This is a genomic window from Massilia sp. YIM B02763, from assembly GCF_030412015.1.
Classification (GTDB): domain Bacteria; phylum Pseudomonadota; class Gammaproteobacteria; order Burkholderiales; family Burkholderiaceae_D; genus Telluria.
Genome location: NZ_JASNRD010000010.1, coordinates 37120 through 49058, shown reverse-complemented (window position 1 = coordinate 49058; position 11939 = coordinate 37120). Strand labels below are relative to the sequence as shown.

Annotated in this window: 14 protein-coding genes; 3 read left to right on the top strand and 11 right to left on the bottom strand. The window is 58.1% G+C overall.

The window, feature by feature from the left end; genetic code table 11:
* The 4 genes from QPK32_RS14350 to QPK32_RS14335 form a co-directional block, all read right to left on the bottom strand.
* Complete coding sequence (locus QPK32_RS14350) at positions 1-1275, bottom strand: TolC family protein (protein WP_141839242.1); 1275 nt, start codon at positions 1273-1275, stop codon at positions 1-3.
* Between the two features lie 56 nt (positions 1276-1331).
* Positions 1332-3263: a cytochrome c/FTR1 family iron permease gene (locus QPK32_RS14345; RefSeq protein WP_290413489.1), complete on the bottom strand. Its 1932-nt coding sequence runs from the start codon at positions 3261-3263 to the stop codon at positions 1332-1334.
* Between the two features lie 23 nt (positions 3264-3286).
* The gene (locus QPK32_RS14340; protein ID WP_075791032.1) at positions 3287-4525 is read right to left on the bottom strand and encodes a sodium:proton exchanger; all 1239 of its coding nucleotides are present in this window, start codon (positions 4523-4525) and stop codon (positions 3287-3289) included.
* Between the two features lie 100 nt (positions 4526-4625).
* Positions 4626-5054, bottom strand: a complete 429-nt coding sequence (locus QPK32_RS14335; RefSeq protein ID WP_141839240.1) for a hypothetical protein — start codon at positions 5052-5054, stop codon at positions 4626-4628.
* Positions 5055-5744: 690 nt separating this feature from the next.
* Here QPK32_RS14335 and QPK32_RS14330 point away from each other — a divergent pair.
* Positions 5745-7979: a cation-translocating P-type ATPase gene (locus tag QPK32_RS14330; protein ID WP_290413586.1), complete on the top strand. Its 2235-nt coding sequence runs from the start codon at positions 5745-5747 to the stop codon at positions 7977-7979.
* 553 nt (positions 7980-8532) lie between these two features.
* Positions 8533-8766, top strand: a complete 234-nt coding sequence (locus QPK32_RS14325) for a hypothetical protein (RefSeq protein ID WP_290413488.1) — start codon at positions 8533-8535, stop codon at positions 8764-8766.
* Positions 8767-8884: 118 nt separating this feature from the next.
* On the opposite strand, the gene QPK32_RS14320 is transcribed toward QPK32_RS14325, so the two are convergent.
* Genes QPK32_RS14320 through QPK32_RS14310 form a run of 3 tightly spaced genes read right to left on the bottom strand, consistent with a single transcriptional unit; the run spans position 8885 to position 9734 of the window.
* Positions 8885-9097 (bottom strand): GDCCVxC domain-containing (seleno)protein, encoded by a 213-nt coding sequence (locus tag QPK32_RS14320; protein WP_290413487.1) that lies wholly within the window; start codon positions 9095-9097, stop codon positions 8885-8887.
* Between the two features lie 4 nt (positions 9098-9101).
* Positions 9102-9377 (bottom strand): mercury resistance system periplasmic binding protein MerP, encoded by a 276-nt coding sequence (merP, locus tag QPK32_RS14315; protein WP_290413486.1) that lies wholly within the window; start codon positions 9375-9377, stop codon positions 9102-9104.
* Between the two features lie 12 nt (positions 9378-9389).
* Positions 9390-9734, bottom strand: a complete 345-nt coding sequence (locus QPK32_RS14310; RefSeq protein WP_290413485.1) for a mercuric transporter MerT family protein — start codon at positions 9732-9734, stop codon at positions 9390-9392.
* A 66-nt stretch (positions 9735-9800) separates the two neighbouring features.
* Here QPK32_RS14310 and merR point away from each other — a divergent pair, with 66 nt between their 5' ends.
* A complete protein-coding gene (gene merR / locus QPK32_RS14305) occupies positions 9801-10199 on the top strand; it encodes an Hg(II)-responsive transcriptional regulator (RefSeq protein ID WP_290413484.1) in 399 nt (132 codons plus the stop codon).
* An 82-nt stretch (positions 10200-10281) separates the two neighbouring features.
* On the opposite strand, the gene QPK32_RS14300 is transcribed toward merR, so the two are convergent.
* The 4 genes from QPK32_RS14300 to QPK32_RS14285 are packed head-to-tail and all read right to left on the bottom strand — an operon-like array spanning position 10282 to position 11896.
* Entirely contained in the window at positions 10282-10479 is a 198-nt protein-coding gene (locus QPK32_RS14300; RefSeq protein WP_156895506.1) for a hypothetical protein, read from the bottom strand.
* A 21-nt stretch (positions 10480-10500) separates the two neighbouring features.
* Positions 10501-11202 (bottom strand): cytochrome c biogenesis CcdA family protein, encoded by a 702-nt coding sequence (locus QPK32_RS14295; protein ID WP_290413483.1) that lies wholly within the window; start codon positions 11200-11202, stop codon positions 10501-10503.
* The gene (locus tag QPK32_RS14290; protein ID WP_290413482.1) at positions 11199-11465 is read right to left on the bottom strand and encodes a thioredoxin family protein; all 267 of its coding nucleotides are present in this window, start codon (positions 11463-11465) and stop codon (positions 11199-11201) included. The genes QPK32_RS14295 and QPK32_RS14290 overlap by 4 nt, the downstream gene beginning before the upstream one ends.
* Positions 11462-11896, bottom strand: coding sequence for a heavy metal-responsive transcriptional regulator (locus QPK32_RS14285; protein WP_290413481.1), 435 nt, complete (start codon positions 11894-11896; stop codon positions 11462-11464). The genes QPK32_RS14290 and QPK32_RS14285 overlap by 4 nt, the downstream gene beginning before the upstream one ends.
* Positions 11897-11939 lie beyond the last annotated feature (43 nt).

Here is an 11939-nt window from a genome sequence, read left to right as displayed (position 1 = left end):
TCAGTCCTTATAAATTGGGTCGAGGTGTCCGAGCAGTCGCGCCAGACGAGCGCGGGCGTCGTGAAACGTGGCCAAGGCGTCGATGGCAGCTTCCTGCGTCTGTGACAGAGAGCGTTCGGCCTCAATCAGATCGAGTTGCGAAAACTTGCCCTCGGCGTAGCCGATACGCGCGATACGCGCCGCCTCCTGGGCCGCAGCTAGCTCGGGACCGCTCGCAGATATGGCGCTCGCCCTAGCGTCAGTGACGTCGGCCCGGGCAGATGCAAGGGCTTCAGCGAGGTCTAGTGCGGCAGCGTTGCGTTCTGCTTCCGCCTTGTCCAGTTCGGCCCTCGCACGGGCCACCTCTGCATCGCCCCGGTTGAACAGGGGAAGTGGAATCGATAGCGCGACGACTGCTGCGGTGTCGCTTGTTTCCTTTATCCGGCGCGTACCTGCGCTGACGGTCAGGTCTGGGATGCGGGCGCGACGCGCGCTATCTACGCGCGCACGGGCAGCCGCCACCTGGGCCTCGGCGGCCGCGCGTGACAGCGAGCTTTCTGGCGCATCGATCCCGGCTTCTGCACTCGTATCGTCGAACCACGGCGCCACGATTGCCAATGGTTGTGTTGCCCCGATTAATCGGGCCAGGTTTGCTCGCGCCACTTCTGTCGCACGCGCGGCACGACCTGCGTCGACATCCGCTCTGAGACGCTGGGCGGACGCTCTCTGTTCGTCGATAGGGGAGACCTTGCCGGCACCAACGCGAAGGTGTGCGACGCGTTCAGTCTGCACTGCCAGTTCCCGCCGTTGATCCGCTATCCTGAGACGCCGTTCGCTTGCCGCGACGGCAATGAACGCCTGGGTTATTTTTAACGTCAGGTCTGCTTTGGCGACGGCAACACCAATTTGTGCCGCCGACTGCTCGGCTTGTGCGACCCGAGTGCGGGAACTACGTTTCCCGCCAAGTTCCAGCGGCATCGCGACAGAGTAGGTCGTTTCGCTTCCGCCGAACCGTGCATAACGACCTGTGCCAAGAATGTTTTCAGCTTCCACGGATAATGTCGGGTTTGGAAGCAATCGTGCGGCCTGCACTGCAGCGTCGGCACTATCGACCGCGGCCTTGGCGCCCTGAACCCCAGGTGCACTTTCCTGAGCGCGTGCAACAGCTTCCCGCAATGTGAATGCCTGTCCAGTCGCAAATACTGTTTCAGCATGAAGCGGCTGTGCCGTCGACAAGACATTGGATAGTATCGCTATGAAGAGGAATTTCGATATGTTATGAGAGCAGTTCGCCATGCAGAACCTTTACGTACGGATATTCGCTATTTATAAACTCTGCAGTTACTGGAGGGTCAAGCACTTTCTGCGTTCAAGTTTTTTCTAGAGCGCAGATTGTATGTAACGGAAATAATTACGACGGCGACGAGCAGCAGTTGGGCTGTCAAGGTCTGCAAAGACGGGTAAATACCAAGAATCTCGATGTGCGGAGCGCTAACCGCCGTGTTCTCGAATATCCCCACTTTTTGCAGAGCGGCCACTCCCTTTCCGATCAATACCGTGGCGAGCACCGCAACCAGGGCTGAGCTGAATGCGAAGAACTGGCTTATCGGCAGACGCGCAGACGACCGCAGCAGGACGACTGCGATCGCGCTTAAAATCGCGATTCCGCACCCCAGACCTGCGAGCATGTACGGACCGTTCCCATCGCTCCACAGAGCCGCGTAGAACAGTACTGTTTCGAAGACTTCACGATAGACGGTCACAAAAGACAAGGTAAACAGCATTAATGCCGAGCTCTTTGTCAGTGCCGAAGATAGCTTGTCGCGCACATACGCCTGCCAGCGGCCGGCAAGACTCTTCTGGTGCATCCAGATTCCCACCGTGAGCAGGACAATAGCGGCAAACACGGCGGAGAAGCCCTCTGTCATTTCGCGGCTGGCGCCAGACACATCTACAAGATAGGTGGCCACTCCCCAGGTCGCGGCGCCGGCAGTCAATGCGGCGACCCAGCCCGCGTGAATGTACGGCAGAACATCGCGACGATCAGCCTTCTTCAGGAAAGCGATCATTGCAACTACCACCAGCAACGCTTCTATGCCCTCCCGCAGCAGGATCGTCAGTGCACCGATGAAGGTCGAGAGTGGATCGCTGGCTCCGCCAAGCGCCGCCTGGGCTTCGGTCAACAGGTCCTGAAGGCGCTGCTCGATAACCCGCGCTTCGGCTGGTTTTCCCGACGTGATAGCGCTTCGAAACGCGCCCATCGTCGTTTCGATGTGGTTGAACAAAGATTCATCCTTTGCCGCAAGTGCAGGTTCTACCGGCTCGAATCCATCGAGATAGGCAGACAGTGCCAGCCGCGATGCGCCTTGCATATCGCCTTTGTCGATAGCCGCCACGCTCTCTCGCAGCTTCGCCTTCGCCAATGGCAAGGTGTCTACGGTAGCGGCGCCTGCCGACGCCGGGGTTGACCGCAGGTACGCTACTAGCGGGCGAGCCACGTCAGCGCCAACGGTCGACACGAGGTTCGCTTCGGAGAGTTGGCTTAGCTTGGCTAAATCCGGCACGGCGGCGTGTAGATTCGGGCGCGACGCCCAAAGCGCTGCACCGGCCTGGCGGTCGTTGTCGCTGTACGAAAGTGATGAAGCGAAGTAGGCGAGTGCCCATCGGTCGTCATCGGACAGTTGGGCAAAACTGGGCATGGACGTACCTTGCACCCCATGCATGATGATCTGCTGTAGTGCGAAGACACTTCGTTCCCGCGCCCTCGTATGGTCGGCGAGGACAATCGGCGGTGGACTCAGTGTCACTGACAGCGGCCCGTCGGAACGGCCAGACACGCCATGACATGCCGCACAGTTCGACTGATACAGTTCTGCGCCACGCTTCAGGTCGGGCAGCCGAACCGGGGCCATTGGGATTGGATAGATTGTGACGAGAGCAGCGGCTAAGGCGCGTGCTTGCGCCGAAACCACCTCGGCACTTGCTTTCTGGTCAATAGCGAGTCGAAGCTTATGAGCATTGGCAACCAGATCCTGCGACGGTGGCGGAGCCAATTCACCTAGTTGGCGCTCGGCGGCAGTGGCGAACTCCTGCATCTCGGCATACTCGGCGGCGCTCGAAACCGTGCCATCCTTAACCGCCTTTCTATAGTCGACGGCTAGATAGTCCAGTAGTTGCCAGATCTGCTTGGCCTTCGTCTGTGTCGACTGTTCGTCGGCATTGGCCATCGAAACGGATAAGAACAGCCAGGAGACGGCAATAACAAAATTACGAATCAAGTACATAAAATTTACGAAAAAATTGCTGCTTATTGGATGGGGGCGGGACCGCGGACAACTGATCTGATCACTGAAGCGAGACCAGGAAGTTGCTTAAGGAATAAGGGGACAGACAAGCCTAGATATACCCAGGCCAATATGGTCAATGAAGCGATAACCTTTCCTTCGTCGTGCTGAAACACGAACGCGATCGCAATCTGAGCGGCAAACAGCAGGATCAGAACCATCCCGCTCCATAGCGAGAAGCGAAGGCGTAAAAGCAGTGAAAGCGCAAAAATTGACTGCGCAGCGGTCAAGAAAAACTCCTCGTGCTGTCGCCCGTCCAGGCGCAACCCGATGACATCGCCGGCACCGAAGCTCATAGCAAGGGGAAGCATCCCAACCAAGAGGGTCCACTGATTAATTTTGTCGCTGATCATGGTTGTCAGCGCATTGGCAGCACGTCGGGAAAGCACAAAGAGGATGGCGATTGAAATCGATGGGGCCTCACTGGCGATCGGCGCGATCCATTGAATGAGCAAAAACTCGTCGATGCCGATTTGCCGTCCGGATGCGACAATAGCTTCGGCGAAGGGTTCAGCTGACATCAGGATGGCGAATGCCGCGAACAACCCGAGGCCTGCCATCCAGGCCCACTGGGCGCAAAGCGGCAGTGCCGACAGCGCAGCGGCGGGTCCTGGCTCCTCATCCTCTTCGGCCGCTTCGCTGTTCTCTGCTTTTGGAATGCGGCCCACCTGCCATATATAGCATGCGAACACGGCGAACAAGACGGCAAAATCGATCAGATCGATCCGGTTTTTGAAAAGGATTACAAAGCCATACACGCTTGCGAGCAGCAGGAAACCAATTTCGAGCCTGTTCGCGGAGCCGAGCACGATGTGCCGCTCTCGATTACGCCACCAGTGCAGCAACATGATCGTAGGCCAGGCAAGACCGACGAGCATGCGATTGGCCCCGGTCATATTGGCGGCAGCATAATGGACGTAACTGGACTCTGGAGCTTTACCCGCCTGAAACGCGTAGTACATATCGACAGCGTATTCGGGCAACACGGTGACCAGAGCAACTGCCGCGAGAATCAAGCCTTGGGAAATGTGCTTCTCAGCCGTCTCCGCTCCCCACGAGAGCATGAACCCGGCGGCTACCACTGCAATACCGAAAGTCGAGGCAGCAGCAAGAGGTGACAGCTTCCACCCTGTCATTCGGACGAAAAGCGCGGGAACAATAGCGGCGAACGCGATGCCAACAAGCATCAAAAATCGTTTCATCTGTGAACTCCTGTCTTGCCACATGCGGGGTAACGACACAATTTGGTAAGTGCCTGACCAGACTCGTCGGCGTTGCCGAAGTAACTGATGCTGCGACCGTTCACGAAGCGGGCTTCAATATCTGGATTACTTGTGGCACCGTGCCATCCTTGCAGAATGGCGGTGAGATCTCGACCTTGTCGTGGACATGGAGTTTTATCGAAGCAGGGACCAACGCACTTACATATCGATAAGAGCGAAAGTGAGACACCGAAATTTCGGCATATCGGTTTTCTGCTATTTGCTCGGCGCTGAGCCCGGCAAGACACTTGGGGCGATCTTGCTGCAGTTTCTCCACAGTATAAAACTCGGTTACCCACCCGGTTTTACTGTTTGGCCCCAGTCGTGGATCAGCACACCCCGCCAAACCAATCAGCGTAACCAGTCCAAGGGCGTGAATTGTTATGTTTGTCATCATTGTTCCTTCATCGATCGGCGTTCCACCGTGCGTCATGTACAAACGCACGGCAGTACAGGTGATGTCACGCATGGTGACAACCTGACGGTACCTAGCAAGGAATTAAAACGACTAGGTCAGCGAGATCTCTCGCACGAGCCTTGAAAGAGCGTAGAAGAAGGCACGCCGTCAGCTCAGCTGACGTGACGCCACTGGGGCCGGATTGGCCCGTCTGGAATGTATGATCGATACTCGAGGAACGTCGATGGGAGGAGTATCGATACCTGAGCAGGCGAAGGTGCGACACCGAGCGTGCTCACCGGAAGCGGTGCGGCAAAGTGACAGAACACGTGGCATCCGGCACAGCAGCCCATCTTGTACTTGCTATCCTCACCCGTGAATGACGCAGGTAACTCAGACGCCGTCGAGGCACTCAGCGCTGGGGACGATGCAGTGCTGAACTCAGCCAGTTCACGCACGCCTGCCACCGCTGCCCACGTAGTGTGAAGCGGTATCAATGCCATCAGCAGGATGAGTAAAAGGCGTTTCATACAAAGCGATTATACACAAGCACACCCAAGATGCCCGGAGTGGACTTCCGCCCACTGCGCTAAACATTCCTTGCCCCTAGCAAAATTTCGCCGAGCCAACAATCTTCATAACTTCGCCGATTTTCCTTGACTCTGAGGTCGCTACAGGGTGTTAACTCCAAGCTTATGGTAGACATGGCTGCGGCCAAGTCTGGATTCAGTCGTGGTATTGCTTTTCAAATTTGAGACGCTTATGAGTGAACTTAGCCGAACTACTTGTGACGCCGCTGGCAAGGCATGCGGATGCTCGGAATCTGCCTTTGTCCCTGGTGCGGTCCCGGTCGCCGAAGGGACCACCGTCACTTATCGTATTGCCAACATGGACTGTCCGTCGGAAGAAGGACTGATCCGCCGTAGGCTTCACGGCATGGACGGAATTCTTGACTTGCGCTTCAACCTGATGGGGCGTTCGCTGGACGTCGTGCACGATTTGCGATCCGTACAGCCGATAACCGAAGCACTGCACGGCATCGGCATGAAAGCGGTTGTCGTGGATGAGAGTGCACCAGCGCCCGTCGTCGCAGAGGAGGCAGCACTCAGCCCTTTACAGAAGGTGGGACTGGGAGTGGCTGGTTTATGCGCCGTCGCGGCCGAAGTCCTTGCGTGGCAAGGAGCGGCAGAATCTTCCCCGCCTGTAATCGCCTTGTCCCTGATTTCCATCCTCACGGCAGGCATCCCAACGCTGCGCAAAGGGTGGGTAGCGCTCAAGACGTTCACCCTCAACATCAACTTCCTGATGTGCCTGGCAGTTGTCGGCGCCGTTCTTATTGGGCAGTGGCCGGAAGCGGCCATGGTGATTTTCCTGTTCGCGATTGCCGAATTGATCGAGGCTTTGTCCCTCGACCGTGCCCGGGGAACGGTCCATGGCCTGTTGCGCCTGGCGCCGGATGAGGCCAATGTGCGCGACGCGCAAGGACAATGGCAGGTAATCGAGGCCGATCGAATCAATGTCGGGGCGATCGTACTAGTCAAGCCGGGCGAGCGGATCGCGGTAGACGGCGAAGTCGTCGAAGGGGAGTCGTCGGTGAACCAGGCTCCCATCACGGGCGAAAGCATGCCAGTACGGAAAAAGCCCGGCGACGCCGTCTACGCCGGCACGATCAACGAGCACGGCCTGCTCGAAGTGCGGGTCACGACGCAGCGCCGCAACAGTACGCTCGCCAAGATCGTATGCGTCATCGAAGAGACGCAGCAGAACCAGGCACCGACGCAGCGGTTCGTCGATACCTTCGCCAAGTACTACACGCCGGCGGTCGTCGTGGCCGCGCTCCTGGTCGCCATTTTGCCGCCGTTGCTTTGGCATCAGCCGGTACACGAATGGTTGTACAAGGCGCTGGTGATGCTGGTGATCGCCTGCCCATGTGCATTAGTGATTTCGACGCCGGTCACCGTGGTCAGCGGGCTGACAGCTGCAGCCAAGCGGGGCATCCTCATCAAAGGCGGACAGTTTCTCGAAGCCGGCTACAAGATCAAGGCGATCGCTCTCGACAAGACCGGTACGTTGACGCAAGGTCGGCCAGCAGTGGTCGCCGTTGCCCCGGTGTCCACTCATTCGCGCGATGAAGTCTTGAACATCGCCGCGAGCCTCGACGCGAATTCCGATCATCCGCTGGCTCGAGCCGTGGTGGCCGCGGTCAGGCCAGGTACGCAGTTGCAGCGCGTGCAGGGATTCGAAGCTGTAGCTGGTCGCGGCGTGCGCGGCGTGATCGACGGACTCCAGTACTACTTGGGAAACCAGCGCCTGATGACCGAGCATGGAGTAAATTTCGATGCGGTGCGCGACGACCTGGCGGAACAGGAAGCAGCCGGGCGCACCGCTGTAATGCTGGCCAATGACAATGGCTTGATAGGCATGATTGCGATCGCGGATGTCTTGCGCGACAGCGCTATCCCCGCGGTCGAACGACTAAAGGCGCTCGGCGTTACGCCTGTCATGCTCACCGGCGACAACCTCGCGACAGCACAGCAGATCGGGGACCAGGTGGGAATCGACCAGATTCAAGCCGACCTACTACCCGAACAGAAGCTCGGCGCGGTCGAGGTCCTGGAATCGAAATATGGCGTGGTTGGCATGATCGGGGACGGCATCAATGATGCCCCCGCACTGGCCCGTGCAAAGGTTGGCTTCGCCATGGGCGCGGCCGGGAGCGATACCGCGATCGAAACAGCCGACGTTGCCCTGATGGACGACGACCTACGAAAGCTGCCGGTCTTCGTGAGCCTGAGCAAGCAGACGCGCCGGATCCTGGTGCAGAACATTGTTCTTGCACTTGGGATCAAAGTAGTTTTCTTTGCGCTCGCCCTGTCGGGGCTTGCCACGCTCTGGATGGCGGTCTTTGCAGACGTCGGTGCGAGTTTGCTGGTCGTATTCAACGGACTCCGGCTACTAAGGTTCGATCAGGCTGCAGCCAAGAACAAGAGGGTCTGAACGCAATGGTATATCGGATGGCGAGTAGCAGCGGTTTACGAACTGCCCTCCGGAAGAAGGGCCATCCATGCTATATTTCGCGGATGGCTCGCCGCTTCGTCTACATCCTTCTCGCTGTCATTGCGCTCCAGTTCAGCTGGTCGGCGGTGACTGCGTATTGCATGCACGAGACAGGCCGCGCCGCACAACATCTCGGGCACCACCAGCATGTCGAGGACGGTGACGAGTTTCCTGTTGCCAATAAAGATACGCCTGCCGTAGTCAAGAAGTTTTCTGTGCACTCACACTGTGCATCGTGTCATCACGCTACGGTAGCGATCGACACATTCCACGTTCCACTAGACTTGCATGTGGCTGGCGCCGCTCCGGACACGGGAATTGTCCCGCTGTCGTCTGTCTCCCCCGCCTGAACGGCCTCAATGGAACTCCGTTGCGTAGATCCGGCGGAACCACACTTTTCTCAAAGTTAGTACCTGTGCTTGAGGGCTCGATGCAGCCCTGACTCTGCTATGGCGCCGCCGGATGACCTTCGTTTTCATTTTCGGAGTTATCCATGCAAACCAGACTTATCATGCTGGGAGTTGCGGCTTTGTCCATGCCGCTGCTCGCAGTAGCTGCACAGCAAAGTGATCAGCAAACAGTTTTAGCGGCCGAGGGCCCGAATACGCCGGCACCGACGACCACGGGCACAATCATTACGCTGGGCGAGGCAATACGCCTGGCTTTGGCGTCGAATCTGACATTGCGTTCTGCTACGCAAAGTGGCGCGATTGCCGATGCAACCTAGTCACAGGCCGGTCTCATCGTCAATCCTGACCATCCGGTGAATCGCATCGACGAGTTCTTGCCGTGGGATTGCGCGGAAGTGCTGTCGTCAGCAATAGCGAAGCTCCAAGGAACGTACGTTAGCCACAGCAGGGACGCTCCAGTTGAATCGGCGGGCACTTGACCGTGCCGTATGAGCAAAAGACACAGCAGTCACCGGCCTTTGGCCGCAGCACGACGGCACAGCCTTCGCACTCGTAGTAGAACTGGCATGCATCAGTCGGCATGGTTTCCAGTTTGCTCAGCCCGCAACGCGGACAGGTCAGGGTCGACTCTAAAATTGCCTCGGTCATCGCATCACTTCCTGACGGTCGAAGGGAAGCCTGCGTCAGCCGTCGCTTTGGTCAGCATGGAGACGTTGGCTTTGTCCGCATCCATGTGCACAGTGGCCGTCTTGTGCTCGAAATCGATTTTCACCTCGCTTACGCCAGGAACTCGTTCAAGCGCCTTTTTGACCGTGATCGGGCACCCGGCACAGCTCATGTTTTGCACGTTAAGGGTAAGTGTTTCTGCGGTACCGGCGAAGGCCGATCCGCTCAGTAACACGGACACGATGAATGTAGAAATACGCATCGGGAAATCCTTTTAATAGAACAGCGGGGCGTACAAGGGAAACGTCAGCAGTAGTACGACGGGGACGGCAACGAACCAGAACATGATGCGCTGGCTCCTGATGACACGGTCAGCGGCGCAGGCGTCGCCAGGCGCGCAAGCCTGCCGACGCAGGTACAAGTTGTGGAAGGCGGCTCCTAAAAACAGCACCGTCAGCGCGGTGAGGTAGGGGCTGTAGGGTTCGAACGCAATCAGGTGAGATGCCCATCCGCCGCTGATGCCGAGCAGCAGGAGGATGAGCGGACCGGCGCAACATGCTGAGGCCCCGATCGCCGCCAACACGCCTGCGACCAAGGATCCCTTCGTTCCGATTGCCATGCTCGCTCCAAACAGGTTTCACGGTGAAACAGGATAAACTCCGTACACATATACGGAGTCAAGTGCATGACAGAGAAAATGACCATCAGCCGCTTGGCCAGCGCAGCCGGCGTGAATGTGGAGACGGTCCGGTTCTATCAACGAAGTGGACTGATCGATGAGCCGGCGCGGCCGTACAGCGGCTACCGCACCTATGCGGGCGAGGATGTACGCCGGATTCGCTTCATCAAGCGGGCACAACACCTTGGCTTTACGCTCGATGAAATCGCGAGTCTTCTCAAGCTGGACGGCTCGCAGACCTGCGCCAGCACCCGCGACCTGGCAGCGAAGAAGCTCGCCATGGTAGAGGCTAAATTAAGCGATCTGCTTGCAATGAAGACAGCGCTCGCAACGCTGGTATCGCGCTGCGACAGCGAGCATCCTAGTGCAGGGTGCCCAATAATCCAGGCACTGATCGATGACTGATTTCTTTCGCCTCCTTGCCAATGGCCGGCGGGGCATCGGCAAACAGGCGATTACAGTTCGTACCTTACCCGGAAGAGCGTACTTACGGTATCAATCGACTCTCAGAGGAGAAAACAAGCCGGAGGTGGCGCGTCCTTCGTGCTTGTTCATCGGCCTGATCGCGCTCGGACAGTGCTTCCAGTGCCTGGAGCAGAAACTCGGCAATTTGCCAGTCCTTCTCCCTGCACGCGCGTCCGAATGCTGCTGTGATGTCATCAGATAACGTGGTCGATTCGCTCATGGCGATCACCGTTGAGGCGGCTCACGCCGCCAGCGATGGAATGATGAAGAAATAGGCGTTCAGCATGTATAGCCCCGCCGCGATCAGCGCGATGCCGCCGATGACTTCGAACGCTTTCGAGTATTTGGAAAATGGCTTCAAGTTCTCCAGCCAGCCTATAGCCCACGCCCCCAAGCCAACAGGGATCGAACGCCCGATCGCGAATGCCAACAGCAACGCAGCGCCCAGTAGTGGTGAGCCGGCCGAAGCGGCCCCTCCCAACAGGACCAGCAAGGCTGGCGTGCAAAATGGGCAGACCGCTACCGAGAAGACCATGCCCAACGTGAAGGCGCCCCAAACGCCGGTAACACGCCGCGCGCGAACGGACACGGTCGGGAGCGGCAATCGAAGCCAGCCCGGCCAGATCAGACCGAGGAGAATCAGGAACGGCCCAAGCACAAGTCCCCATTGACGCCCGAGCAGGCGCGCGACCCAAAGTCCGCTCAGGCCGGCCAGCAACCCGAGCAGCACGTGCATCGCAAGCATGCCAAGAATGAACATGCTGCCAAAGGTGATGGACTCGCTCCGGTCCCGCGCCTTTGTGACGTAAGCGAGCGACACCGGGATCGCCGCGACGGCCACGGGATTCAGGCTGAAGAAGAGACCGGTCAGAAACCCTACGCCAACAGCAGCGAAACCGGCATGCTGGACGGCTTGCCCCAGCGCTGAGGGATCCATGATCATGACCTTTCCACGTTGGCCGCCTTACGAGCGATGGCAGCGGCAAACTGCTTCACGTTTGGCAGCGCCGGGAACTCGAGCACTCCCTCGATGGCGATGGCCGGCAAGGTAAGCACCCCAAGCTCGACGGCATATTCCATATGCTCGAGCACGTTCAACTCGCACCACTCGACGTCAGGGATGCACTGGCTGGCAGCTGCCTTGAGATTCTCACGATTGGCAGCGCACTTGTCGCAGCCTGGTGCGTAAAACAGTTCAATCTTCACGTTTTTCCTTCGCTGTCGGAAGATGTGCTTGCCTTCTCGAGAGCCGCCAGGATCGGGCAGCCGTTGATAGGGTGGGTTTCATTGGCACAGTCAGCGATCAAATGGTCCAGCGCCTTGGACATGGCCGAGAGTGCCCGTATCTTTCCCTCCACCTGCAGCTTCTTTTCGATCGCCCGCTGCCGGACATCGCCACAGCAGGCCTCGCTCTGGCCGCGCAACACCAGCAACTGCTGGATTTCGCCCAGCGTGAAGCCGCAGTCCCGCGCCTGTTTGATGAACCGGAGCCGGACGACCGAATCCTCATCATAGAGCCGGTAACCGCCTTCGCTCTTGCTCGCCGGAGCGAGTAGGCCCTCGCGCTCATAAAACCGCAGCGTATCGACCGTCACGCCCAACAATGTTGCTAATTTTCCTATGGTTAACACTTTCACCTCCGATTTTGCATTCTAAACCTTGGAGGTAGGTCCAGAGTCA